22 protein-coding genes are annotated in these 23,845 nt (G+C 68.5%); 12 read left to right on the top strand and 10 right to left on the bottom strand.

Annotated elements, in window-relative coordinates; all coding sequences use genetic code 11:
• Positions 1-244: 244 nt before the first annotated feature.
• On the bottom strand, positions 245-1,051 hold the full coding sequence (locus ACT4N8_RS15755) for an enoyl-CoA hydratase-related protein (protein ID WP_444859060.1): 807 nt from the start codon (positions 1,049-1,051) through the stop codon (positions 245-247).
• 28 nt (positions 1,052-1,079) lie between these two features.
• On the opposite strand from ACT4N8_RS15755, the gene ACT4N8_RS15750 reads away from it, so the two are divergent.
• The 5 genes from ACT4N8_RS15750 to ACT4N8_RS15730 all read left to right on the top strand — a co-directional run bounded on the left by ACT4N8_RS15750 (position 1,080) and on the right by ACT4N8_RS15730 (position 7,138).
• Positions 1,080-1,655, top strand: coding sequence for a (2Fe-2S)-binding protein (locus tag ACT4N8_RS15750; RefSeq protein ID WP_444859058.1), 576 nt, complete (start codon positions 1,080-1,082; stop codon positions 1,653-1,655).
• Positions 1,656-1,775: 120 nt separating this feature from the next.
• Positions 1,776-2,597: an RcnB family protein gene (locus tag ACT4N8_RS15745; RefSeq protein WP_444859057.1), complete on the top strand. Its 822-nt coding sequence runs from the start codon at positions 1,776-1,778 to the stop codon at positions 2,595-2,597.
• A gap of 121 nt (positions 2,598-2,718) precedes the next feature.
• Complete coding sequence (locus tag ACT4N8_RS15740) at positions 2,719-3,396, top strand: 2OG-Fe(II) oxygenase (RefSeq protein WP_444859056.1); 678 nt, start codon at positions 2,719-2,721, stop codon at positions 3,394-3,396.
• Positions 3,397-3,470: 74 nt separating this feature from the next.
• Positions 3,471-5,303 (top strand): DUF885 domain-containing protein, encoded by a 1,833-nt coding sequence (locus ACT4N8_RS15735; RefSeq protein ID WP_444859055.1) that lies wholly within the window; start codon positions 3,471-3,473, stop codon positions 5,301-5,303.
• Between the two features lie 26 nt (positions 5,304-5,329).
• Complete coding sequence (locus ACT4N8_RS15730; RefSeq protein ID WP_444859054.1) at positions 5,330-7,138, top strand: DUF885 domain-containing protein; 1,809 nt, start codon at positions 5,330-5,332, stop codon at positions 7,136-7,138.
• Here ACT4N8_RS15730 and ACT4N8_RS15725 read toward each other — a convergent pair.
• Complete coding sequence (locus tag ACT4N8_RS15725; protein ID WP_444859053.1) at positions 7,135-8,727, bottom strand: lysine--tRNA ligase; 1,593 nt, start codon at positions 8,725-8,727, stop codon at positions 7,135-7,137. The genes ACT4N8_RS15730 and ACT4N8_RS15725 overlap by 4 nt on opposite strands.
• Before the next feature lie 37 nt (positions 8,728-8,764).
• Between ACT4N8_RS15725 and ACT4N8_RS15720 the strand changes: the two genes are divergently transcribed.
• Entirely contained in the window at positions 8,765-11,485 is a 2,721-nt protein-coding gene (locus ACT4N8_RS15720; RefSeq protein WP_444859052.1) for an ATP-dependent DNA helicase, read from the top strand.
• Complete coding sequence (locus ACT4N8_RS15715; protein WP_444859051.1) at positions 11,454-11,990, top strand: SixA phosphatase family protein; 537 nt, start codon at positions 11,454-11,456, stop codon at positions 11,988-11,990. The genes ACT4N8_RS15720 and ACT4N8_RS15715 overlap by 32 nt, the downstream gene beginning before the upstream one ends.
• Here ACT4N8_RS15715 and ACT4N8_RS15710 read toward each other — a convergent pair.
• From ACT4N8_RS15710 to rpmF, 5 genes are all read right to left on the bottom strand, one after another.
• The gene (locus ACT4N8_RS15710; RefSeq protein WP_444859050.1) at positions 11,987-12,364 is read right to left on the bottom strand and encodes a MerR family transcriptional regulator; all 378 of its coding nucleotides are present in this window, start codon (positions 12,362-12,364) and stop codon (positions 11,987-11,989) included. The genes ACT4N8_RS15715 and ACT4N8_RS15710 overlap by 4 nt on opposite strands.
• A 7-nt stretch (positions 12,365-12,371) precedes the next feature.
• Positions 12,372-12,695: an integration host factor subunit alpha gene (locus ACT4N8_RS15705; RefSeq protein WP_444859049.1), complete on the bottom strand. Its 324-nt coding sequence runs from the start codon at positions 12,693-12,695 to the stop codon at positions 12,372-12,374.
• Positions 12,696-12,799: 104 nt separating this feature from the next.
• Complete coding sequence (locus tag ACT4N8_RS15700; protein ID WP_444859048.1) at positions 12,800-13,762, bottom strand: beta-ketoacyl-ACP synthase III; 963 nt, start codon at positions 13,760-13,762, stop codon at positions 12,800-12,802.
• Positions 13,759-14,808 carry a phosphate acyltransferase PlsX gene (gene plsX, locus ACT4N8_RS15695; protein WP_444859047.1) on the bottom strand — a complete coding sequence of 350 codons (1,050 nt, stop codon included), beginning with the start codon at positions 14,806-14,808 and terminating at the stop codon, positions 13,759-13,761. The genes ACT4N8_RS15700 and plsX overlap by 4 nt, the downstream gene beginning before the upstream one ends.
• Before the next feature lie 35 nt (positions 14,809-14,843).
• Positions 14,844-15,023, bottom strand: a complete 180-nt coding sequence (gene rpmF, locus ACT4N8_RS15690) for a 50S ribosomal protein L32 (protein WP_444859046.1) — start codon at positions 15,021-15,023, stop codon at positions 14,844-14,846.
• Between the two features lie 188 nt (positions 15,024-15,211).
• On the opposite strand from rpmF, the gene ACT4N8_RS15685 reads away from it, so the two are divergent.
• Positions 15,212-15,661 (top strand): MAPEG family protein, encoded by a 450-nt coding sequence (locus ACT4N8_RS15685; protein WP_444859045.1) that lies wholly within the window; start codon positions 15,212-15,214, stop codon positions 15,659-15,661.
• A 667-nt stretch (positions 15,662-16,328) separates the two neighbouring features.
• On the opposite strand, the gene ACT4N8_RS15680 is transcribed toward ACT4N8_RS15685, so the two are convergent.
• On the bottom strand, positions 16,329-16,997 hold the full coding sequence (locus tag ACT4N8_RS15680; RefSeq protein ID WP_444859044.1) for an MBL fold metallo-hydrolase: 669 nt from the start codon (positions 16,995-16,997) through the stop codon (positions 16,329-16,331).
• A 65-nt stretch (positions 16,998-17,062) separates the two neighbouring features.
• Between ACT4N8_RS15680 and ACT4N8_RS15675 the strand changes: the two genes are divergently transcribed.
• Positions 17,063-17,848, top strand: coding sequence for an SAM-dependent methyltransferase (locus tag ACT4N8_RS15675; protein WP_444859043.1), 786 nt, complete (start codon positions 17,063-17,065; stop codon positions 17,846-17,848).
• Entirely contained in the window at positions 17,845-18,348 is a 504-nt protein-coding gene (locus ACT4N8_RS15670) for an SAM-dependent methyltransferase (protein ID WP_444859042.1), read from the top strand. The genes ACT4N8_RS15675 and ACT4N8_RS15670 overlap by 4 nt, the downstream gene beginning before the upstream one ends.
• A 6-nt stretch (positions 18,349-18,354) precedes the next feature.
• Here the strand turns inward: ACT4N8_RS15670 and ACT4N8_RS15665 are convergent, their stop codons facing one another.
• A complete protein-coding gene (locus ACT4N8_RS15665; RefSeq protein ID WP_444859041.1) occupies positions 18,355-20,154 on the bottom strand; it encodes a hypothetical protein in 1,800 nt (599 codons plus the stop codon).
• 87 nt (positions 20,155-20,241) lie between these two features.
• Here ACT4N8_RS15665 and ACT4N8_RS15660 point away from each other — a divergent pair, with 87 nt between their 5' ends.
• Both ACT4N8_RS15660 and ACT4N8_RS15655 read left to right on the top strand, forming a co-directional pair.
• Entirely contained in the window at positions 20,242-21,354 is a 1,113-nt protein-coding gene (locus tag ACT4N8_RS15660; protein WP_444859059.1) for a DUF47 family protein, read from the top strand.
• Positions 21,354-22,352, top strand: a complete 999-nt coding sequence (locus tag ACT4N8_RS15655; RefSeq protein ID WP_444859040.1) for an anion permease — start codon at positions 21,354-21,356, stop codon at positions 22,350-22,352. The genes ACT4N8_RS15660 and ACT4N8_RS15655 overlap by 1 nt, the downstream gene beginning before the upstream one ends.
• A 4-nt stretch (positions 22,353-22,356) precedes the next feature.
• Here the strand turns inward: ACT4N8_RS15655 and ACT4N8_RS15650 are convergent, their stop codons facing one another.
• Positions 22,357-23,730 (bottom strand): L-serine ammonia-lyase, encoded by a 1,374-nt coding sequence (locus ACT4N8_RS15650; protein ID WP_444859039.1) that lies wholly within the window; start codon positions 23,728-23,730, stop codon positions 22,357-22,359.
• Between the last annotated feature and the right edge of the window lie 115 nt (positions 23,731-23,845).

Raw genomic sequence — 23,845 nt, 5'->3', positions numbered from 1 at the left:
CCCGCGGTCGCGGCGATCACGCCGGCGCCGATCGCGGCGGAGGTCCTGGGATGGGCCCTGGCCTTGTCGGCGATGCTCCTGGCGCCGTCGCGCAGCATCGCGCCGCGCGAGGGGGAGTCCTCGCCCTCGGGCGCGGCCTTGGCATGGGGCATGGCGGTGTTGGGAATGGTGGACATGGGGTTACGCTCCACTGAAAGGTGTCGATGCCGGGCCAACGACCCCCCGCCGCCTCGGGTTCCGCGCGTCAGTCGTCGAGCGGGCCGAACCGCGCCTCGGTCTTGCCGAGCCGCGCCCGGATCGCCTCATTGAGGTCCGCGCTGACCAGGGTCGCGGCATTCCAGACGGCGACGTCGCGCAGCCCTTCCTCGATCGGCCGGCCGCGGCTGTGATTGAGGCTGCGCTTCGCCCCTGCAACGGCGAGCGGCGATTTGGCGGCGATCGTCCGCGCCAGCGCCATCCCGGCGGCAACCGGATCCTCCGCGATTTCGTTGACCAGGCCATAGCGCGCCGCTTCCTCGGCGCCCATCCGCCGGCCGGTATAGGTCAGCTCCCTGAGCACGCCTTGCGGGATCAGATAGCCGAGCCGCTGCAGCGTGCCGAGGTCGGCGGTGATCGCGACATCGACCTCGGCGACCTGGAAGAAGGCGTCGGCGCCGGCGACGCGGAGGTCGCATGCCGAGGCGAGATCGACGCCGGCGCCGATGCAGCCGCCCTGGATCGCCGCCACCACCGGCGGCCGCGCCGCCTCGACCGCGCCGAACGCGTCCTGCAGCCATTCGATGTGGCGAAGCCGCGCCTCGGCCGCGCGGCCGGGATCGTCGCTCTTCGGAAACTGGCGCGAGGCATATTCGAGGTCGAGCCCGGCGGTGAAATGCTTGCCCCGTCCGGAGAGCAGGATCGCCCGCACCTGCGGGTCGCGGCCGAGCGCCTGGAAGGTGTCGCCGATCGCGGCGAACATCTCCTTGTCCATCGCGTTGAACTTGTCGGGCCGGGTCAGCTCGACATGGGCGACGCCCCCCTCGATCTCCACCGCGATCCGCTCGCTTCCCATGCTCAAGCTCCCGCCTTAAGACCCGGCCATGACCCGCTTTACCGTGAACGGCCAGCCCGTCCACTACCGGATGGATCCGGAGACGCCCCTGCTCTGGGCCTTGAGGGACGCCTCCAACCTCACCGGGGCCAAATATGGCTGCGGCACCGGCCATTGCGGCGCCTGCACCGTCCATGTCGACGGCAATGCGGTGCGCAGCTGCCGGGTGCCGATCGGCGAGCTCGAGGGCAGCTTCGTCACCACCATCGAGGGCCTGTCGCGCGACCGCTCGCACCCGGTGCAGCAGGCCTTCGCCGCGGATTTCGTCGTCCAGTGCGGCTATTGCATCCCGGGCGTGGTCATGGCCGCCGCCGCTCTGGTCGACCGCAACGACAGCCCGACCGACCAGCAGATCGACGCCGCGATCTCCAATATCTGCCGCTGCGGCATTTATCCGCGCCTGCGCGAATCGATCCGCCGCGCGGTCAGGATCAAGACCGGGCGGGAGACCGTCTCCGCCGCGCCACCGCCGGGAATCAGCCCGGAGGACGCGGCGCGCGAGGTGCCGGCGATCCGCGCCGAGCCGCGCCGTCCGAGAGCCGGTCGTGCGCCGCCGAGTCGCTGATTTCGCTCGCTTTCTTTCGCTTCGATTGCCGCCCGGTTCAGCAACCGCTCATCCGGTCTGGTGCACAAGACATCCTATCGGGCGGAGCTTATCGCCGCCATGCAGTAAAGGAGTGATTCGATGCGCAAGGCATTGATGGCAATGATCATGGCGGCGACGGTGATGACCCCGATCGCGGCCGAAGCACAACGCCGCGGCGGCGACCGTAGCGAAGCGCGGTCCGAACGCCGCGAGGCGCGGCAGGAACGCCGCGAATCGCGTCAGGAGGCCCGCCAGCAGCGGGCGCCGCAGACGCGTCAGCAGGTCCGTCAGCAACGTGTGGCCCAGCCGCAGGCGCAGCCGGTCCCGGGCTGGGGCGGCTCGCGCACCGATCCGCGGATGCGCCAGCACCAGGAGCGTTACGATCGCACGGCGCGCGAAAATGCGCGGCGTTACGGTTCCCAGGAGCAATATCGCGAGGTCGTGCAGCAACAGCGCGCCGCGAACCGCGAGGCGCGGCAGGACGTCCATCAGGATCGTCGCGAAGACCGCCGGGATTGGCGGCAGGACCGCCGCGGCGACCGGCGCGACTGGCGCCAGGACCGTCGCGACCACCGCCGCGACTGGCGTCAGGACCGCCGCTCCGACCGGCGCGACTGGAACCGGAGCTGGCGCAACGACCGCCGCTACGACTGGCAGCGCTGGCGCTACAGCAACCGCAACATTTTCCGCGGGTCGCGTTATTATTCGCCCTATCGGGACTGGAGCTACCGGCGCTTCTCGATCGGGCTGATCCTGCAGCCGCTCTTCTACAGCCAGCGCTACTGGATCGACGACCCGTTCTACTACCGGCTGCCGCCGGCGCCGTACGGGACTCAGTGGGTGCGCTATTATGACGACGTGCTGCTGGTCGACGTCTATACCGGCGAAGTGATCGACGTGATCTACAGCTTCTTCTGGTAGGCCGCTCGCGGATCGAACTGAAGGACGGAAGCCCGGGGCGGAGACGCTCCGGGCTTTTCGCTTGTCAGGCCTTCGACCCCTGTCGCATTGGAGCCCCGACGATTCGTGGCGGAGCGTGAGCGTGGAACTGGAGGGTGACGACTACAAGGTGAGGATCGGCGAGACGGTGCGGCGGCGGCTACTCGCCAATCCGACGGTCTTGCAGATACCCTCCAAGACCCTGGAGATCTTCGTCGCGCGCGATTTCCTGACCCCGGCCGAATGCGCCGGGCTGATCCGGCTGATCGACCGCAATCGCATGCCCTCCCAGCTCCTCTCTCCCACGAGCGACCCCGAATTCCGCACCAGCGAAAGCTGCAATCTCGATCCGGACGATCCGATGGTGATCCAGGTCGAGCGCAAGATCGCCAACCTCATGGGGATCGAGCCGAGCCATGGCGAGACCATCCAGGGCCAGCGCTACGCGGTCGGCCAGCAGTTCAAGGAGCATCACGATTTCTTCCATATCGGCGAGCCCTATTGGGACGAGATGGAGCGCTGCGGCGGCCAGCGGACGTGGACCGCGATGGTCTTCCTGAACGCGCCGGCGAGCGGCGGCCAGACCGCCTTTCCCGAAGCCGCGATCAAGGTCGCGCCGCGCGTCGGCAATCTGCTCACCTGGAACAATATGACGCCGGACGGGCATCCCAACCGCGTCTCGCTGCACCAAGGCCTGCCGGTCACCGAAGGCGTCAAATATATCATCACCAAGTGGCACCGCGAGCGGCCCTGGCACCCGTCCGCCGTCCCGACCTACTGAAATCGTTTCGGGCGATTGCGGCGCCCGCCCTGCTGTATTATGGCACTCCCACACCAAGAGTGGGGATTTGCACAATGACCGTTCGCGCCTTCATGCTCGCCGCCGTCTCTTTCGCCGCTATCGCCGCCGCCGCGCCAGCGCTGGCCCAGACCCTGGCGCCCGCCCAGCCCGCCGCTGCCACCGCCCAGGAGACGCCGAGCCAGCGCCTCCACCGCCTGTTCCGCGAGAGCGACGAGGATTCGCTGCGGCGCAATCCGATCCAGGCGATGTTCCGCGGTGACTTCCGCTACGCCGACCGACTCGGCGACTATATCACCGACGAATATTTCGCCGCCGAGCGCGCCGCCGCCGAGCGCGACCTCGCGGCCCTGCGCGCCATCGACCGCGCCGCGCTCAACGCCACCGACCGGCTCGCCTACGACGTCTTCGAGCACCAGACGCGCAACAACCTGATCGACCTGCAGCCGGACATGCTGGCGCTGACCGCGGTGCGGCCGATCAACCATTTCTCCGGCTTCCACACTTTCTATCCAGTCTTCGCCTCGGGCCGGAGCGCGGCGCCGTTCCGCAATGTCGAGGATTACGAGAACAACGTCCGCCGCCACCAACAATTCGTCACCGGCATCGACCGCGCGATCGGCCGCTTCCGCCAGGGCCTCGCCTCGGGCGTGGTCGAGACCCAGCTCACCATCCGCAACGTGATCCAGCAGCTCGACACCCAGCTCGCCGTCGCGCCGGAGGAATCGCCTTATGCCGGGCCGCTGCAGAACTTCCCCGAGGCCGTGCCGGAGGCCGAGCGGGCGCGGCTACGCGCCGAGCTGATCGCGGTGATCCGCGACGGCATCTACCCCGCCTACCGGCGCCTGCGCGAGTTCCTCCAGACCGAATATCTGCCGCATGCGCGCGAGGGCGTCGGCCTCGTCCACATGCGCGGCGGCGACCGCCTCTACCAGCGCCGCATCCAGGACAATACGACGCTGCCGCTGACCGCGGACGAGGTCCACAATATCGGCCTGTCCGAGGTCGCCCGCATCCGCGGCGAGATGGACGCGATCCGTAGCCGAGTGAACTTCAACGGCACCCTCGCCCAGTTCTTCGAGCACCTGCGCACCGACCGCCAGTTCGAGCCCGAGAGCCGCGAATGGATGCGCGAGCGCTATTACGCGATCGGCCGCCAGGTCGACGAGCGGATCGGGCAGTATTTCTCGACCCTGCCGCGGGCCCGCCTCGAGATCCGCGAGGTCGAGGCCTTCCGCGAGCGCAACGAGGCGGGCGGCTCCTATCAGGACGGCACGCCGGACGGCTCGCGGCCCGGCGTCTTCTACTACAATGCCTACGATCTCCCCTCGCGCCGGACCTACGGGATGGAGACGCTCTACCTCCACGAGGGCGCGCCGGGGCACCACTTCCAGATCAGCCTCGCCAACGAGAATGAGGCGCTGCCCAATTTCATGCGCTTCGGCGGGAACACCGCCTTCGTCGAGGGCTGGGCGCTCTACGCCGAGACGCTCTGGGACGAGCTCGGCATGGAGACCGATCCCTATCAGCGCTTCGGCGGCCTCAACGACGAGATGCTGCGCGCGATGCGGCTGGTCGTCGACACCGGCATCCACTCCAAGGGTTGGACCCGCGACCAGGCGATCCAGTATATGCTCGACAATAGCGGGATGAGCCGCACCGAGGTGGTTTCCGAGGTCGAGCGCTACATCGCCATTCCGGGCCAGGCGCTCGCTTACAAGATCGGCCAGCTCAAGATCCTCGAGCTGCGCGCCCGCGCCGAGGCGGCGCTCGGCGACCGCTTCGACCTGCGCGAGTTCCACGCCCAGGTGCTGATGACCGGGGCGCTGCCGCTCGCCGTGCTCGAGCGCAAGATCGACGACTGGATCGCCAGCCGCCGCGCCGCCTGACCCGATTTCACAGGAGTATTCGAACCATGACCCGCAGCGCCTTGCTCGCCTTGCTCCTGCTGTCCGGCGCCGCGCCGGCGCTCGCCCAGGCGCCGCCGCCCGCCGCGGCGGCCGCGGAGACTGCGGGCCAGCGCCTCCACCGCCTGTTCCGCGAGAGCGACGAGGCCTCGCTCCGGCGCAATCCGATCCAGGCGATGTTCCGCGGCGACTATCGCTATGCCGACCGGCTCGGCGATTTCGGCACCGACGCCTATTTCGCCGCCGAGCGCGAGGCGGCCGAGGCGGACCTGGCGGCGCTCCGCGCGATCGACCGAAACGCCCTCAACCCCACCGATCGCATCGCCTATGACGTGTTCGAATATCAGACTCGGGACAATCTCGTCGATCTCGAGCCCGACATGCTCGCGCTGACCGCGGTGCGGCCGCTCAACCATTTCACCGGCTTTCACACCTTCTACCCGGTCTTCGCCTCGGGCCGCAGCGCCGCGCCGTTCCGCAATGTCGAGGATTATGAGAACAATCTCAGGCGCCACCGCCAGTTCATCGACGCGTTCGACCGCGTCATCGCCCGTTTCCGCCAGGGCCTCGAATCGGGGGTGGTCGAGACCCAGCTGACGATCCGCAATGTGATCGGCCAGCTCGACACCCAGCTCGCCGCGCCGCCGGAGGAATCACCCTATTTCGGCCCGGTCGCGAATTTTCCCGACGAGGTTCCCGAGGCGGAGCGGGCGCGACTGCGCCAGGCGCATCTCGAGATCATCCGCGACGGCATCTATCCCGCCTACCGGCGCCTCCGCGATTTCCTCCAGAACGAATATCTTCCGCGCGCCCGCGAAGGTGTGGGCCTCGTCCACATGCAGGGCGGCGACCGGCTCTACCGCCGCCTCGTCGAATCGAACACGACCCTGCCGATGACGCCCGAGGAGGTGCACCAGATCGGCCTGCGCGAGGTCGCGCGCAACCGCGCCGAGATGGAGGCGATCCGCCAGCGCGTCGGCTTCGAGGGCGATCTCCCGCAATTCCTCGAATATCTGCGCACCGATCCGCGCTTCGCCGCCGCCAATCGCGACGAGATGCGCGAGGGCTATTATGCGATCGGCCGCCGCGTCGATCAGCGGCTCGGTGAGCTCTTCTCGACTCTGCCGCGCACCCGCCTCGAGATTCGTGAGGTCGAGGAATTCCGCGAGCGCAACGCCTCGACCGGCTCCTATCAAAACGGCACGCCCGACGGCTCCCGACCGGGCATTTTCTACTACAACGCTTATGACCTCCCCTCGCGCCGGACCCACGGCATGGAGGCGCTCTATCTCCACGAGGGCGCGCCGGGGCATCATTTTCAGATCAGCCTTGCCAACGAGAATGAGGCGCTGCCCGCTTTCATGCGCTTCGGCGGCAACACCGCTTATGTCGAGGGATGGGGCCTCTATGCGGAGACGCTCTGGGACGAGCTCGGCATGGAAAGCGACCCCTATCAGCGCTTCGGCGGCCTCAATGCCGACCAGTATCGGGCGATCCGGCTCGTCGTCGACACCGGCATCCATGCCATGGGTTGGACCCGCGAGCAGGCGATCCGCTACATGCTGGAGAACAGCGGCGTCAGCGAGACTCAGGCGACGACCGAGGTCGAGCGCTACATCGCCATTCCCGGCCAGGCGCTTTCCTACAAGATCGGGCAGCTGAAGATCCTGGAGCTGCGGGAGCGGGCCGAGCGGGCGCTGGGCGACCGCTTCGACATCCGCGAGTTCCACGCCCAGGTGCTGATGACCGGGGCGCTGCCGCTCGCCGTGCTCGAGCGCAAGATCGACGACTGGATCGCCAGCCGCCGGGCAGGCTAACGCGCGAGCGCCTCTGCGATCAGCTTGCGGGTGTCGTCGATCCCGTAGAGGGCGATGAAATTGCCCATTCGGGGGCCTTGGCTTGACCCGAGCAAGGTTTCATAGAGCGCTCTGAACCAGTCGCGCAGCGCTTCTTTTTCGTAATGCGCATTGCCGACTTCGTAGATCAGATTCTGTATCTCGACCGGGTCATAATTCCCATGTTGGCCTAACCGATCATCCAAATCTCTGAGTGCTGATGCTTCAGCCGCAGTCGGCGCACGTCGATCCAGCGCTGGCGCTACGAAATCTCTAAAATAGGCGATTGCGTATCCGATCAGTCTGTCGATGGCGTCGTGGAGATGCGCCCATGCCCACTCATCGGGGTTCAGCTTCTTGAGATACTTGTCGACGAAACCCCACACCACACCATCGTCAGCCGTGCCTGCCGCGCCCACCAAGTTCAGCAACAGGCTGAAACTGATCGGCAAATCAACGTCGGGCACATTACCCGCATGGACGTGATGCACAGGATTGCCGAGCTTCTTCTCCAATTCCTGCTCGGGATACGCCGCTAGAAACTGATAATACTCGTCCACCGCCTTCGGGATTACCGAGAAGCTCAATTGCTTCGCCTTCCGGGGATCGCGGTAGATGTAGAAAGCGAGGCTCTCCTCGGGCGCGTAGGTCAGCCATTCGTCGATGGTGACGCCGTTGCCCTTGGTCTTCGAGATCTTCTCGCCATTCTCGTCGAGGAACATCTCGTAGTTGAAGCCCTCCGGCGAGCGGGCGCCGAGGATGCGGGCGATCTTGCTGCTCTGCGTGACCGAATCGATCAGATCCTTGCCCGACATCTCGTAATCGACGCCGAGCGCGACCCAGCGCATCGCCCAGTCCACCTTCCACTGCAGCTTGGCGCCGCCGGAGAGGATCGACTGCTCGATCCGCTCGCCCTCGTCCTCGAAGGCGACCATCCCTGTCTCGGCGTCGAGCAGCTCGATCGGCAGCTGCAGCACCTTGCCGCTCTTCGGGCTGATCGGCAGCACCGGCGAATAGGTCTTGCGCCGCGCCTCGCCCAGCGTCGGCAGCATCACGCCCATGATCGCGTCGTAACTGCGGAGCACGCTCTTCAACGCCTCGTCGAAGCGTCCCGAGAAATAGCAGTCCGAGGAGGCCAGGAACTCGTAGTCGAAGCCGAACCGGTCGAGGAACTGCCGCAACAGCCCGTTATTGTGGTCGGCATAGCTTTCGTGCCCGCAACCATAAGGGTCCGGCACCTTCGAGAGCGGCTGATCGAGATGTTCGTGCATCATGTCCTGGTGCGGCACGCCGGGCGGGACCTTGCGCATTCCGTCCATGTCATCGGAGAAAGCGATGAGCCGGCTCGGCCAGTCGACCATCTCGGCGAGCGCGTGGCGGACCATCAAAGTGCGCGCCACCTCCTGGAAGGTGCCGAGATGCGGCAGGCCCGAGGGGCCGTAGCCGGTCTCGAAGACGATGCCGCCCGTCGGCGGCCCGTCCGGATAGCGCTTCAGCAGCTTGCGCGCCTCCTCATAGGGCCAGGCCTTCGAAACTTTCGCCGCGTCTCGGAGCTCGGTGGGGACCGACACTGTTGCCCTTTCGTTCCGCAGGGGCCATCACCGGCGGATGGCGGCCTCTTTGCCCTATCCGGCGCTCCACGCAACCCATGCCGGCATCTGGATCTCGCATGGCGATGGCCGGGTCGAGGCGGTCGGGCGCGGCGCGGCGATCGCGCGCGCGGCCGAGACGCCGATGATCATGCTGAACGCGCCGTTGGTCGGCAACCGGCTCGGCTATCCCGATCTGAACGGGCTCGACCTGCTCGAACTGTACGCTTTCGTGCATCCGGCGCGGTTCGCGGTGCCGACGCCCAAAGGGATCGCCGACGCGCTCGGTCTCGCGCCGCCGGAAGGGGAGGAAGCGGCGGCCGAATTCCTGCGCGAGGCGGCCGCGACCTTGCTTGCGACGCTGGCGGGCGACTGGCCGGAGCGCGAGGGCGCCTGGGCGTCGGCGCAAGCGCTGCACCGGCTGCGCTGGCCCTGGGGCTCCGCGATCGCGCGGCGGCTCAGGCGACCCGAGCGTGACGAGCGCTGGCTGTTCAGCCGCCTGCCCGAATGGGAGGAGGGCGGCGGCCGCGCCCAGCCGCGCCCGGTCCGGCTCGACGAGGAGGAGACGCGCGAACGCCTCGCCGCTCTGGTCGGCCGCGGCGCGGAGCCGCGCGAGGGCCAGCGCGATTATGCCGCGGCGGCGGCGCGGGTGTTCGCGCCGCGCGCGCGGGAGGGACAGCCGAACCTGCTGCTCGCCGAGGCGGGGACCGGGATCGGCAAGACTTTGGGCTATCTCGCCCCCGCCTCGCTCTGGGCCGAGGCGGCGGACGGCGCGGTCTGGGTCTCGACCTTCACCAAGGCGCTCCAGCGCCAGCTAGACCGCGAGGGCGGGCGGCTCTTCGCGGACGAAGTCGAGCGCAAACGCAAGATCGTGATCCGCAAGGGGCGGGAGAATTATCTTTGCCTGCTCAATCTGGAAGATGCTCTTCAAGGCGGCTTTAACGGGCGCGCGGCGGTCCTCGCCCAGCTGGTCGCGCGCTGGGCGGCCTATTCGCGCGACGGCGACATGGTCGGCGGCGACCTGCCCGGCTGGCTGACCTCGTTGTTCCGCCGTGCCGGCGCGACCGCGCTTACCGACCGGCGCGGCGAATGCGTCTATGCCGGCTGCCCGCATTACCGGCGCTGCTTCATCGAGCGCGCGGCGCGGGCGAGCCAGGAGGCCGACCTCGTCATCGCCAACCATGCTCTGTTGATGGTCAACGCCGCGCGCGGCCGGGACGGAGGACAGCCGCCCACGCGGATCGTCTTCGACGAAGGCCATCACCTGTTCGACGCCGCCGATTCGACCTTCGCCTCGGCGCTCAGCGGGCAGGAGGCGATCGAGCTGAGGCGCTGGCTGATGGGCCCCGAAGGCCGCTCGCGCGGTCGCCGCCGTGGGCTCGCGGCGCGGCTGATGGATGTCGCCTCCTATGACGAGGCGGGCGCGGCGGCGATGGAGGCGGCGGTGCAATTCGCCGGGGCGCTGCCGTCGGACGGCTGGCTGCAGCGCCTCGCCGAGAGCGACCCTTTCGGGCCGATCGAGCGGTTGCTCGGCGCGGTGCGCGGCAGCGTCTACGCGCGTGCGACCGCGCAGGATGCGGGCTACGGGCTCGAGACCGAGCTGGCCGAGCCGGACCCGGCGCTTGTCGATGCCGCCGGCCCCGCCGTCGAGGCGCTCGAATCCCTGCTCCGTCCGCTCGTCGCCCTCGGCAAAAGGCTGGAGGCGGTGATCGAGGACACGCCCGATTGGCTCGACGCGCAGGCGCGCGCCCGCGTCGCGGGCGCGATCGGCGGGCTCACATGGCGCGCTCAGACCCTCTCCGCTTGGATCGCCCTCGCCGCGCGGATCGGCGGGCCGGCCGACCCGGATTTCGTCGACTGGCTCAGCGTCGAGCGGGTCGAGGGGCGCGAATATGATGTCGGGCTGCATCGGCGCTGGCTCGATCCGACCCGGCCGCTGGCCGAGACGGTGCTCAAGCCCGCGCACGGCGTGCTGGTCACTTCGGCCACTTTGCGCGGCGGCGAGGACTGGGCCGCGGCCGAAGCGCGCACCGGCGCCGCCCATCTGGACGCGCCCGCCGCGCGGTTCGAGACGCCGAGCCCGTTCGACTATGCCGCGAACAGCGAGGTGCTGATCGTCACCGACGTGAAGAAGGGCGACACGGCCGCGCTCGCCGGCGCTTATGCCCGTCTGATCGAGGCGGCGGAGGGCGGCACATTGGGCCTGTTCACCGCGATCAGCCGCCTCAAGGCCGTGCAGGCGCGGATCGCCGACCGCCTCGCCCGTGCCGGCCTGCCGCTCTACGCCCAGCATGTCGACCCGATCGACACGGGTACGCTTGTCGACATTTTCCGCGACGATCCGCATGCGAGCCTGCTCGGCACCGACGCGCTGCGCGACGGCGTCGACGTGCCGGGCGAATCGCTCAGGCTGGTGGTGATGGAAGGCGTGCCCTGGCCGCGGCCGACCGTGCTCCACGCCGCCCGCCGCGCGGCGGGCGGCGGCTCGGCCTATGACAACCGCGTCGTTCGCGCCCGGCTCGCCCAGGCGTTCGGACGGCTGATCCGGCGACAGGACGATCGCGGGGTCTTCGTCCTGCTTTCCGCGGCGACGCCGTCGCGGCTGCTCACCGCCTTCCCGCCGGGGGTGCGGGTCGCGCGCGTTCATCTCGACGACGCCATCGCGCGGGTAAGATCGCGCCTCGGCTCACCCGAATCGCGGGATGCGCATGAAGATCTTGACGCTGCTCCGGCACGCTAAATCGAGCTGGGCCGATCCCGGCCAGGACGATTTCGATCGGCCGCTCAACGCGCGCGGCATCGCGGCGGCACGGCGCATGGGGCGGGAGATGCGCGCGCTCGGGCTGAGCTTCGACGCGGTGCTGTCCTCGCCCGCCAGGCGCGCGTTCGAGACGCTGGACCGGGTGGCGGAGACCTATGGGCCCCTCGCGCGCGCCTATGACCGCCGCGTCTATCTGGCCAGCTCGGCAAGCTTGCTCGCCATCGTTCGCGAGACCGACGATACGATCGACCGGCTGCTGCTCGTCGGCCACAATCCGGGCTTTCACATGCTCGCCTTGCTGCTGACCGGGAACTCGGACGGCCCGCTTCATGCCGAGCTTGCCGCCAAATATCCCACCGGCGCGCTTGCCGAGATCGAACTCCCGATCACGCGCTGGCGCGATCTGGCGGAGGGCAGGGGCCGGCTGACCCGTTTCATTCGCCCGCGCGACCTCGATCCGGAAATCGACGCCGAAGCGGACTAGGCGTCGCTGGCGGCGAGGGCGTCGGCAAGGGTCCGGCGGAGCGCGCGCAACTGCTCGGCGGGGAAGACCGGATGCTGATTGGCCGGGGTCGGGCCGGTCGCTGCGACCGCTTCCTCGCCGGCATCGCCCCTGGCGAGCAATTGCTGGACGCCGCGGATCGTGTAGCCGTCGCGATTGAGCAGCGCATGGATACGCCGCGCCAGCGCGACGTCGTCCGGGCGGTAATAGCGGCGGTTCCCGGCGCGCTGCAGCGGTTTCAGCTGCGGGAAGCGCGTTTCCCAATAGCGCAGGATATGCTGGGGAACGCCGAGTTCGATTGCAAGCTCGCCGATGGTCCGGAAGGCGTGTTCGCTCTTGCGGCTGGGATTGGCCATTCGGGGCTCAGCCCGCGCGGGCGATCCGCTCGCGCATGATCTGGCTGGCGCGGAAGGTGAGCACGCGCCGGGGCGCGATCGGCACCTCGACGCCGGTCTTCGGGTTGCGCCCGATCCGCTCGCCCTTGTCGCGCAGGATGAAGCTGCCGAAGCCGGAAATCTTCACGTTCTGCCCGTCCGCCAGCGCGGCGCACATATGATGGAGCACACGCTCGACGATGCCGGCCGAATCGGCGCGGGAAAGGCCGATCTCGCGATGCACGATGTCGGCGAGATCCGCGCGAGTCAGCGTCCCGGCATCCGGTTTCCGAACTGTCCCTGCGTCGGCCATCAGCCGCCCCCTTGTGCGAGAGAATTCGGCAACCTTACCCGTGCTCTAGCGCAAGCGCAATCGGACTTTGGGCGAGATTGTTACGATCTCGAAAAGAATTCGCGTCAGTAGCGAACCACGGCCGCGCCCCAGGTGAAGCCGCCGCCCATCGCCTCGAGCACGATCAGGTCGCCCGGTTTGATCCGGCCGTCGCGCACCGCGACATCGAGCGCGAGCGGCACCGAGGCAGCCGAGGTATTGGCATGCTGGTCGACGGTGACGATCACCTTGGCGGGATCGAGGCCGAGCTTCTTCGCGGTCGCGTCGAGGATGCGCTTGTTGGCCTGGTGCGGCACCACCCAGTCGATCTCGGACGAAACGTGGCCCGCCGCCTCGAGCGTTTCGTCGAGCACGGCCGCGAGGTTGGTCACGGCGTGGCGGAACACCTCCTTGCCCTTCATCCGGAGCTTGCCGACCGTGCCGGTGGTCGAGACCCCGCCGTCGACATAGAGCAGATCGCCGTGGCGCCCGTCGGCGTGGAGGCGGGTGGCGAGGATGCCCTTGTCCCCGGTCTCCGTTGCCTTGAGCACGACCGCGCCGGCGCCGTCGCCGAAGAGGACGCAGGTCGCGCGGTCTTCCCAATCGAGGATGCGGCTGAACGTCTCGGAGCCGATCACCAAAGCATGGTCGGCCATCCCGCCCTTGATCATATTGTCGGCGATCGAGAGCGCGTACAGGAAGCCGGTGCAGACCGCCTGCACGTCGAAGGCGATGCAATCGTCGATGCCGAGCGCGGTCTGGACGCGGGTCGCGCTCGCCGGGAAGGTCTGGTCTGGAGTGGACGTGGCGAGCACGATCAGCCCGATCTCCTTTGCCTCGATGCCGGCCGCGGCAAGCGCCTTCTTCGCCGCCTCGGTCGCCAGGGTCGCCGTGGTCTCGCCGTCGCCGGCGACATGGCGCGCCTCGATGCCGGTGCGCTCGACGATCCATTCGTGGGTGGTGTCGACGCGCTCCGCCAGCTCGGTATTGGTGACGCGGCGCGGCGGCAATGCGGCGCCGGTACCGACGATCAGCGCGCGGCGGCTCATTTCGCCGCCTCCGCCTGCGGCGCGCGCTCGCGGACATGGGCGAGATCCTCGGCGATCTTGCGGGTGAGGTCCTCGCGCACCATCCGCGCCGCGACCCGGATCGCGTTGGCGACGCCCTTGGTGTCGGCGCCGCCGTGGCTCTTCACGACGAGGCCGTTGAGGCCGAGGAAGACCGCGCCATTGTGGTTGTTGGGATCGAGATGGTGACGGAGCAATTCGGTCGCCGGGCGGGAGATCAGGAAGCCGATCTTGGAGCGGACCGAGCTGGTGAAGGCGCGCTTCAGCAGATCGGTGACGAAACGCGCCGTCCCTTCGAGCGATTTGAGCGCGATATTCCCCGAAAAGCCGTCCGTCACGATCACGTCGACATCGCCGCGCGAGAGCTTGTCGCCCTCGACGAAGCCGTCGAAGCTCAGGTGAAGGTGCGGCGAATCCCGCAGGATGCCGGCGGCGGCCTTGAGCTCGTCCGTGCCCTTCAATTCCTCGGTGCCGATGTTCAGCAGCTGCACCCGCGGCCGCTCCAGCTCGAGCACCACCCGGGCATAGGCCGCACCCATCACCGCGAACTCGACAAGGTTGCGGGTGTCGCAATCGGTGTTGGCGCCGAGATCGAGCATGACGACGTCGTTGGCGCCGAGCGTCGGCAGCAAGGCGGCGAGCGCCGGCCGGTCGATTCCCGGCATCGTGCGGAGCGCGAGCTTGGCCATCGCCATCATCGCGCCGGTATTGCCGCCGGAAACCATCGCCTGGGCGGCGCCGTCCTTCACCGCGGCGATCGCCTGGCCCATCGAGGTGGTCTTGGCGCGGCGGATCGCCTGGCTCGGCCGGTCGTCACCCGAAACGATGTCGTCGCAATGGACGATCTCGCAGATCGAGGCGAGGCCGGCATGGGCGGCGAGCTCGGCCCGGATCGCCGCCTCGTCGCCGAACAGCAGGAAGCCGAGATCGTCGCGACGCTCAAAGGCAAGGGCGGCGCCGGCGAGCATGCCGGCCGGGCCGGCGTCGCCACCCATCGCATCGATCGCGATCCGCGGCGCGCTGCCCACTATTGCCGTCTCCCAAAGCCCTGTTCGAGCCGGTCTTACGCCTCGGTCTTCAGGATTTCACGCCCCTTATAATGGCCGCAGCTCTGGCAGACATTGTGCGGCAGGCGAAGCTCGCCGCAATTCGGGCATTCCTGATACTGGGTCGGCTTCAGCGCATCGTGGCTGCGCCGCATATTGCGCTTGGACGGCGAGGTTTTTCTCTTGGGGACGGCCATCGTGGCACCTGTTCCATTCTTGAAATTGTCCTTTGGCGAGCGCGGGTCGGTGGCGGTCAACGGCCGAAGGCCGCTGGCCTCGCGGCCTGATGCTCTCGCGGAAGGGTGCCGCCTATAGCGATTTCGGGGCCGGTTGCAAGCTTCGGCGCCCCATGCTTAGCGTGCTTTGTCAAGAGGAGGCACACCCGATGATCCTGCCGATCACGCTCACCGTCGCCGGCGCCGCCGCGATCCTGCACATCTGGCTGTCGCTTCGGGTCAGTCGGCTTCGGCGCCCGCTGAAGATCGGCGTCGGCGATGGCGGCAACGAGGTGATGCTGCGGCGGATGCGCGCGCACGGCAATTTCGCCGAGAACGTCCCGATCTTCCTCATCCTGCTCGGCCTGATCGAGCTCGCCCAAGGCGGCAATCTCTGGCTGTGGGGCGCGGCGATCGCCTTCATCCTCGCCCGCATTCTTCACGCCTTCGGCATGGACCGGCCCGGCGGCAACTTCCTCCGCGTCGCCGGCATCGCGATCAGCTGGCTCGCCCTGCTCGGCCTCGCCATCTACGCGATCCTGATCGCCTATCAGAGCCCCGCCATCTACGAAGGCATCCAGATCTCGCCGGGCCAGCGGGCGGAGGCGGTGCGGTCGTAACGCCCGGAAGCGGCGCGAATGGTCCGAATGTTCGCACTCGCCATGGGGGGTGCCGGAGACACCCCGACGCGCGATACGAATGGACTGAACGATGGAAGGAGCCGAATCGCACTATGACAGACGGCCGGCATGTAGGAAATGCCGTCTGTCCCGATCGACCGCTTTCGACCTGTTGCGGACTTTCAGGCCTCTTCGCGGCACCTGATCGTTATGCGACTGTGACCACCGTCAGGTCCTGGCGGCAGGCGAGGAATCGACCAGCGGCCATCGCGACCGGATCGGCGAAAGCTCGCGCGACACGCCAGTCGATCAGGAGCCACCTCACCGAGGTTGGTGGTTGCAATCCCACCCTCCCTAAAAAGCTCAAAACTGCAGCGCAGGCGTGTGGAGCTTCCGCTGCAAGCAAGATTTTGGATGTGCAGCCGGGGCGCGTCGGCCCCATCGGGACCTGCATTATACCAGCGAGCAGCTAGCTCGTTGCCATTCCCGATCAGGGCGTTGGACTGCAAATCGTACCAGATGCGCCCGAAAAGCTCCCCGGCCAGCGGCTCTTCAGGCGGAACCATCTGCGACGCCGCTAAGGCTGTGAGGACGATCAGCATTGGCATTATTCAATACCAATTGGAGCTCACTTTCCACCCACAACGGGCATCCGCCCCCTCCGCAGTCAGCCCCGCGCGAGCACGCGGTCGGCGACGAAGGGGTTGGTTCGCCGCTCCTGGCCGAAGGTGCTGACCGGGCCGTGGCCGGGGACGAAGACGGTGTCGTCCCCGAGCGGCCAGAGTCGCCCGGTGATCGCGTCGAGCAGATCCTGGTGATTGCCCATCGGGAAATCGGTGCGGCCGATCGAGCCCTGGAAGAGCACGTCGCCGACGATGGCGAGCTTCGAGGCCGGATGGTGGAAGACGACGTGGCCGGGCGTGTGGCCGGGGCAGTGATAGACGTCCATCACCACTTCGCCGACCGTCACCTGGTCGCCGTTGACCAGCCAGCGGTCGCTCTCGAACGGCTTGCCGGTGATCCCATAGGCGCGTCCGTCATCCTCGAGCCGGCTGATCCAGAAGCGGTCGTTCTCGTGCGGCCCCTCGATCTTCACCCCGAGCTCGTCGGCGAGGAGCTTGGCCGAGCCGCAATGGTCGATGTGGCCGTGGGTGAGCAGCAGCTTTTCGATCATCACGCCCTGCTGCTTCGCCGCCGCCTTGAGCCGGTCGAGGTCGCCGCCGGGATCGGTGAAGGCGCCGCGCATCGTCCTGGTGCACCAGATCAGGCAGCAATTCTGCTGCAGCGGCGTCACCGGAATGATCGCGACGCGAAGCGGCGGGGCGGGCGTGTCCATCGCCGGCCACATGGCGCGGCAATGGACGCGATACAAGCGCGCGGGGCTTTGATAGACCGGGCGCCATGAGACGATTCCTCGCCGCCGCGGCCTGCGTCACGCTCGCCGCCTGCACCTTCCAGGGCGGCGGCCTCGCCCCGTTCAACCCGGCTCCGATCGCGCCCGCCGAGCTCGATCTCGACGTGCCCTATGTGCCGACGCCGCGGCCGGTGGTTGCGGCGATGCTCGACATGGCCGAGGTCGGACCAGACGACTACCTGATCGATCTCGGCTCGGGCGACGGCCGGATCGCGATCGAGGCGGCCCGGCGCGGCGCCCGCGCGCTCGGCGTCGATATCGATCCCAACAGGGTGCGCGAGGCGATCACCGCCGCGCAGCTCGCGGGGGTCGAGCCCCGCGCCCGCTTCCGCCGCCAGGATCTGTTCGACACGCCGATCCGCGAGGCGACCGTGGTCACCATGTACCTGCTCCCGGCGATCAACCTGCGGCTGCGCCCGCGGCTTTTGACCGAGCTCAGGCCGGGAACGCGGATCGTCGCCCACGCCTTCAACCTCGGCGACTGGGCTCCCGACGCGCATCGCGAGGTCAATGCGGCGAATATCTATCTCTGGATCGTTCCCGCCGTGGCCGGCGGGCGCTGGCTGCTGAGCGACGGGGACGGCGCCGAACGCGTGCTTCAGCTCGACCAGCGCTTCCAGGAGGTGAGCGGCACGCTCGGCGGCGCGGCGCTGAGCGACGTGGCGCTGCGCGGCACCCGGCTGCGCTTCGCCGCGGGCGGACGGAGCTACGAAGGCGAGATCGACGGCGCGGCGATGCGCGGCGAGGGCTGGACCGCGCGGCGGGTGGAATGAGCGGCGCCGTCCCGTTCGCGGCCGAGCGCGGTCCGTTCGCCGGGACGCCGGAGCATCTCGACGCGCCCTTCTGGACCACGCCCGAGCCCGTCATCGAGCGCATGCTCGATCTCGCCGTGGTCGGGCCGGACGACAATCTCTTCGACCTCGGCTGCGGCGACGGGCGCATCCTGATTGCCGCCGCCCGCCGCGGCGCGCGCTGCACCGGGATCGAGCGCGACCCAGCGCGCATCGCCGAAGCCGCCGCCGCGATCGCCGCCGCCGGGCTGCAGGAGCGAATCGCTTTGCTTCAGGACGATCTGTTCGCGGCATCGCTGGAGGGCGCGACCATCGTCTCCCTCTATCTCCTGCCGCACGTGAACATCTTGCTCGAAACCAGGCTGCGCCGCGAGCTCAAGCCGGGCGCCCGCGTGATCGGCCACGCTTTCCCCTTCCCCAACTGGTCGCCCGCGCGGGAAGAGACGATCGACCGGCGCCAAATCTACCTCTGGCTGCGCTAGGCGCGCTCAGTCCTCCAGCGCGGCGTAGGTGAACAGGCGGTAGCGATAGCGCTGGCGGGCGCGCATGCCCTCCGCGATGCGGCCGTGGAGCGCCTCGTCCCAGCGGCTCCAGCGCGCGATGAAGGCGTCGGCCGCCGCCTCGTCGCCGCGATCCTGGAGGGCGAGCACCTCGCGCAGCAGCTCGGTGACGGCGCGGTGATAGCGCCCGTAATCGATCGAAAGGCGGCCGGTGCGCGCGTCGAAGCGCAGCACCTCGCGGTCGAGGAACCAGTTGAACTGCATCAGCTGCATCGTCTGATAAGGCTGCTCCCGGCGCGGCCGGACGTTCTGCAGCGTCCGATTGATCCCGCTCGCATAATGCGAGCGAAGCTGGTCCGCGGTGAAATAATTCCGCCGCCGCAACTCCTCGCCGGCGAAAAGAGAGACCAGGTCCGCCTTCGTCTCCTCGAGCAGATTGCCGTTGGCGCCGAGCGCCTCGTCGAGGTCGCGGCCGTCGCTGGTCCTGTCGACGCCGAGATAATGGCCCACCTCGTGCCACAGGGTGCGGTGGAAATTGCTGTAGGCGGTGAGATGGTCAGCGAACTCGGGCGCGACCACCGCCCCCCACGCCGATTCCACCGCGCTGAAGATTTCGGGCGAGCGCATGATGTTGGCGCGCAAAAGGATGGTGCGGCCGTAGCGGCGCGCGGTCAGCGCCTCGTTGGGCAGGATGCTCGCCGTATTGCCGCCCCGGGACTGGCCGAAATCGGCGATCACGTCGTAGACGCCGACGGGGATATCCTCGCGGATGCGCTTGCGCCGCTCGTAAGGGAGGGCGTCCTCGATCGCCTGCAGCCCCTGCATCCCGCGGCGCAGCGCCTCGGTCTCCTCGCGCCGGGTGGCGAGCAGGCTCAGCGAATAGAAGGCGCGGATGCCGGTCAACTCGTCGTCATAGGTCTCGTAAGCGCCGATCTGCGCGTTGAGATTGCCGAAGCGGCCGGTGATCCAGGCGGCGTCGCCCGATTCGTAATCGTCGGAGAGCAGGTCGCGGGCGCGGTTGCGGAGATAGCCGGCGAATTCGGCGTCGCTTGGCTCGGCGAGGTCGGCCGCATCGTAGAGCAGGGTGAAGGCCCGAACCATCCGGTCGGCATAAGCGACCGAATAAGGGACGGCGTAGAGCGTGGCGCGGTCCGGCCGCCGCGCCAGTCCCTCCAGCCGGGCGCGCAGGCCCGGATGGAGCGTGTCGAGCACGCGATGATGGCGCAGAACGAGAATGTCGGCGCGCAGGCTCGCGGCGTTGGCGCGGCGGACGACCGAGCGCAAATGGGTGAGCTCGGCCCGCGCCTCGGGATGGGCGGCGAGATAGGTGTCCCATTCGGGGCGGGTCAGGTCCCAGGGATAGACGTTGCGCCCCGGCGGGGCCGGATCGACCGCGACGAAGGGCTCGCGGCGATTGTCGAGCGTCGTCGCGATCGGGCCCTGGAAGAGGCGGTAAAGCGTGTGGCGGGCGTGGGCGAGCGGGTCGGCGTCGCGCGCACGGTCGGCCCGCTCGAGCGCGGCACGGACCGGCAGCGCGGCACGGTGCCTTTGCTCCTCGTAAATGTCCTGGAAGATCGCGCCGACCTCGAGCAGCTTCGAGACCGCGGCGCGCTCGCGGGGCGAGAGATGGGCGAGATCCGGCGCGAGCCGGATCGTCTGCGTCTTCTCCATGATCGGCTGCGCCTGCTCCAGCGTCCAGGCCTTGCCCGGCTGCGGCGCCTGCGCGGCGAGCGGCGCCAGCGCGAGGCCGGCGGCGGCGAGGGAAAGCAGGAGCAGGCGCGTTCTCATTTTTCTTTCTCCGGCCGCGCGGCGATTCTGGTCATTCGGCGATTGTGACGGTTATATGACACTCATGACGGCCGGCCCCGCGACGTGATCGAGCAATACGGAGTCCTGCCCTATCGTGTCGAGGCCTCAGGAGAGCTGCGCATCCTCCTCGTCACCTCGCGCGAGACCGGCCGCTGGATCATTCCCAAGGGCAATCCCGCGCCGGGCCTGTCGCCGCCGGAGTCCGCCGCGCGCGAGGCGCATGAGGAAGCGGGGCTGGAAGGCGAGGTCGGCGAGGAGCCGGTCGGCACCTATCGCTACGTCAAGCAGAAGCGCGGCGGCGACGCGACGCCGGCCGAAGTGCTCGTTTATCCGATGCTGGTGGCGCGCCAGCTCGACGAGTGGCCGGAAAAGGGGCAGCGCGCCTGGCGCTGGTTCGCGCCCGCGGATGCGGCGGCCTCGGTCGCCGAGCGCTCCTTGCGCTCGCTGATTCTGGGCTTCCGCCCGGCGGAGGCGCCGGGCTATGCGCGGCCGGGGCCATTCGGCGCGCCGCGCGAACGGACTGGGGGATTCGGGATGCTCAAGATGTTTCGCGCGATCATGCCGCGCGAGGACCGCTTCTTCGACATGTTCGAGCGGCATGCGGAGATCCTCGTCGCCGGCGCCGACGCGATGGAGGCGCTGTTCTCAGGGGAAGTCGGGATCGCGGAATCCTGCAAGCAGATCGCCCATCACGAGCATGCCGCCGACGACGTCACCCGCGACGTGCTGGTCGCGGTGCGCCGTTCGTTCATCACCCCGTTCGACCGCAGCGCGATCACCGCTCTGGCCTCGGCGATGGACGACGCGCTCGACGAGATGTGGCAGACCGCCAAGGCGATCACTCTCTATGAAGCGACCAGCTTCGAGCCGCAGATGCTCGAGATGAGCCGGCAGGCGCGCGAGGCGGCGCGGCTGGTGCGCGAGGGCATGCCGCTGATGCGCAATATCGGCCGCAACGCCCATCGCCTGCACCAAATCACCGAGGCGATCGTCCATCTCGAAGGCCGCGCCGACGAGCTCCACGCCGCCGGGCTCAAATCGATCTACCAGTCTCATGGTGCCGAACGGCCGATGGCCTTCATCGTCGGCCGCGAGGTGTTCAGCCATGTTGAGCGGGTGCTCGACCGGCTCGAGGACGTCGCCGACGAGATGCAGGGCATTGTGATCGATCACGCCTGATGGACGGCTATACCTACACGATCATCGCGCTGATCGCGGTCGCGCTGGCCTTCGATTTCCTGAACGGCCTGCACGACGCCGCCAATTCGATCGCGACCGTGGTCTCGACCCGGGTGCTGAGCCCGCAGCTGGCGGTGATCTGGGCGGCCTTCTTCAACTTCATCTCGTTCCTCTTCTTCGGCCTCGCGGTCGCGACGACGATCGGCAAGGGGATCATCGATCCGTCGATCGTCACCCCCGCCGTGATCTTCGGCGCGCTGATGGGCGCGATCACCTGGAACCTGCTCACCTGGTTCCTCGGCATCCCGTCGAGCAGCAGCCATGCGCTGGTCGGCGGGCTGGTCGGGGCCGGTATCGCCGCCGCGGGCGGGTTCAGCGCCATCGTCGCCTGGGGCGTGATCAAGACCGCGCTGTTCATCTTCCTCGCGCCGATCTTCGGCATGATCATGGCCATCCTGCTGGTGGTCGTCACCTCCTGGCTGTTCAAGCCGGTGGCGGCGACGACGTCGGATCGCGTCTTCCGCCGGCTCCAGCTGATCTCGGCCGCCGCTTACTCGCTCGGCCACGGCGCCAACGATGCGCAGAAGACGATGGGAATCATCATGGCCCTGCTGGTCTCGCAAGGGCTGCTCGGCGCTAATGACCCGGTACCGTTCTGGGTGGTGATCTCCTGCCAGGCCGCGATGGGCCTCGGTACTTTGATGGGCGGCTGGCGGATCGTCCATACGATGGGATCGAAGATCACCCGCCTCACCCCGCACCAGGGCTTCTGCGCCGAAGCCGGAGGCGCCTTCATGCTGTTCGGCGCGACCGCCTTCGGCATCCCGGTCTCGACCACCCACACGATCACGGGCGCGATCATGGGCGTCGGCGCGGCGCGGCGTGCCTCGGCGGTGCGCTGGGGCGTCGGCCGGCGGATCGTCGTCGCCTGGTTCCTGACGATTCCCGCCTCGGCGCTCACCGCCTGGCTGTTCTACGAGCTGACGCTGCTGGTCTGAGCGCTCAGCATTCGACGACGTTGACGGCGAGGCCGCCGAGGCTGGTTTCTTTGTAGCGCTCGTTCATGTCGAGGCCGGTGCGGCGCATCGTCTCGATTACCTGGTCGAGGCTGACGCGGTGCTCGCCGGTGCCGACCAATGCCAGCCGCGAGGCCTCGATCGCCTTCACCGCGCCGACCGCGTTGCGCTCGATGCACGGGACCTGGACCAGGCCGCCGACCGGATCGCAGGTGAGGCCGAGATTGTGCTCCATCCCGATCTCGGCCGCATTCTCCACCTGCATGGGGCTGCCGCCGAGCGCCGCGGTCAGCCCCGCCGCCGCCATCGAGCAGGCGACGCCGACCTCGCCCTGGCAGCCGACCTCGGCGCCCGAGATCGAGGCATTCTCCTTGAACAGCGAGCCGATCGCGGCGGCGGTGAGCAGGAAGACGCGCACCCCTTCGGGCGTCGCGCGCGGGGTGAAGCGCTGATAGTAGCGCAGCACGGCGGGAACGATCCCGGCGGCGCCATTGGTCGGCGCGGTGACGACCTTGCCGCCCGCCGCATTCTCCTCGTTGACCGCCAGCGCCCAGAGGTTGACCCAATCGATCGCGGTGAGCGGGTCCTGCAGCGCCCGCTCGGCCCGCTCGATGAGCAGCTGATGGAGCGCCGGGGCGCGGCGCTTCACGTTGAGACCGCCCGGCAATATCCCGCCGATCGCCATGCCCCGGTCGATGCAGGCCGACATTGCGACCTCGATCGCGTCGAGGCGGGCATCGATCTCCGCGTCGCTCAGCGCGGCGCGCTCGTTGGCGCGGGCGATGTCCGCGAAGCTCACCCCCTCCCGCGCGGCAAGCTCGAGCAGGTCGGCGCCCGAGCTGAAGCGGTAGGGCACGTCCCAGGCGCCTTCGGGCGGCGCGTTGCGGGCGACGTCCTCCTCATCGACCACGGCGCCACCGCCGACCGAATAATAGACCTTGCTCTCCTGCTCGCTCCCGGCTGTGGCGGTGAAGCGCATGCCGTTGCTGTGATGCGGCAGTTTCTCGCGCTGGTTAAAGCGCAGGTCCGCGTCCTCGTCGAAGCCGATTTCATGCGCGCCGCCGAGCATCAGGCGGCCGGTTTCCCGGATTCGCGCCACCGCCGTCTCCGCCTCGTCGGGATCGATTCCATCCGGACGCTCGCCGGAGAGGCCGAGCAGCAGCGCGCGGTCGGTGGCGTGGCCCTTGCCGGTCAGAGCGAGCGAGCCGTAGAGGTCGACCTCAACCCGGCTCGTGGCCTCGAGCAGGCCCTTGTCGCGCAGCGTCTCGACAAAGCGGCACGCCGCCGTCATCGGTCCCATCGTGTGCGAACTCGACGGGCCGACGCCGATCTTGAACAGATCGAAGACGCTGCAGACCAAGCTTCCTCTCCTCGGCGGCGGACATGGACCCGAGGGGCCGTCATGACAAGCGCCCCCTTCGTCCTGCTCGACGACGCCCGCGCGGACGGCGCCGCGGCGCTTTACACAACGCCCG

Source organism: Sphingosinicella sp. (genome assembly GCF_052387495.1).
Taxonomy (GTDB): Bacteria; Pseudomonadota; Alphaproteobacteria; order Sphingomonadales; family Sphingomonadaceae; genus Allosphingosinicella.
The sequence above is the reverse complement of the archived record's forward strand: the minus strand, read 5'-3'. Positions and strand labels throughout refer to the sequence as shown.

Bases quoted from the DNA above. Each gene is read 5' to 3' on its own strand.
- ACT4N8_RS15735 (WP_444859055.1), top strand. From the start codon at position 3,471: ATGACCGTTCGCGCCTTCATGCTCGCCGCCGTCTCTTTCGCCGCTATC.
- ACT4N8_RS15655 (WP_444859040.1), top strand. From the start codon at position 21,354: ATGGACGGCTATACCTACACGATCATCGCGCTGATCGCGGTCGCGCTG.
- ACT4N8_RS15665 (WP_444859041.1), bottom strand. From the start codon at position 20,154: ATGAGAACGCGCCTGCTCCTGCTTTCCCTCGCCGCCGCCGGCCTCGCG.
- ACT4N8_RS15705 (WP_444859049.1), bottom strand. From the start codon at position 12,695: ATGGCCGACGCAGGGACAGTTCGGAAACCGGATGCCGGGACGCTGACT.
- ACT4N8_RS15730 (WP_444859054.1), top strand. From the start codon at position 5,330: ATGACCCGCAGCGCCTTGCTCGCCTTGCTCCTGCTGTCCGGCGCCGCG.
- ACT4N8_RS15675 (WP_444859043.1), top strand. From the start codon at position 17,063: ATGAGACGATTCCTCGCCGCCGCGGCCTGCGTCACGCTCGCCGCCTGC.
- ACT4N8_RS15720 (WP_444859052.1), top strand. From the start codon at position 8,765: ATGGCGGCCTCTTTGCCCTATCCGGCGCTCCACGCAACCCATGCCGGC.
- ACT4N8_RS15685 (WP_444859045.1), top strand. From the start codon at position 15,212: ATGATCCTGCCGATCACGCTCACCGTCGCCGGCGCCGCCGCGATCCTG.
- ACT4N8_RS15750 (WP_444859058.1), top strand. From the start codon at position 1,080: ATGACCCGCTTTACCGTGAACGGCCAGCCCGTCCACTACCGGATGGAT.
- ACT4N8_RS15710 (WP_444859050.1), bottom strand. From the start codon at position 12,364: ATGGCCAATCCCAGCCGCAAGAGCGAACACGCCTTCCGGACCATCGGC.
- rpmF (WP_444859046.1), bottom strand. From the start codon at position 15,023: ATGGCCGTCCCCAAGAGAAAAACCTCGCCGTCCAAGCGCAATATGCGG.
- ACT4N8_RS15755 (WP_444859060.1), bottom strand. From the start codon at position 1,051: ATGGGAAGCGAGCGGATCGCGGTGGAGATCGAGGGGGGCGTCGCCCAT.
- ACT4N8_RS15745 (WP_444859057.1), top strand. From the start codon at position 1,776: ATGCGCAAGGCATTGATGGCAATGATCATGGCGGCGACGGTGATGACC.
- ACT4N8_RS15680 (WP_444859044.1), bottom strand. From the start codon at position 16,997: ATGGACACGCCCGCCCCGCCGCTTCGCGTCGCGATCATTCCGGTGACG.
- ACT4N8_RS15715 (WP_444859051.1), top strand. From the start codon at position 11,454: ATGAAGATCTTGACGCTGCTCCGGCACGCTAAATCGAGCTGGGCCGAT.
- ACT4N8_RS15670 (WP_444859042.1), top strand. From the start codon at position 17,845: ATGAGCGGCGCCGTCCCGTTCGCGGCCGAGCGCGGTCCGTTCGCCGGG.
- ACT4N8_RS15700 (WP_444859048.1), bottom strand. From the start codon at position 13,762: ATGAGCCGCCGCGCGCTGATCGTCGGTACCGGCGCCGCATTGCCGCCG.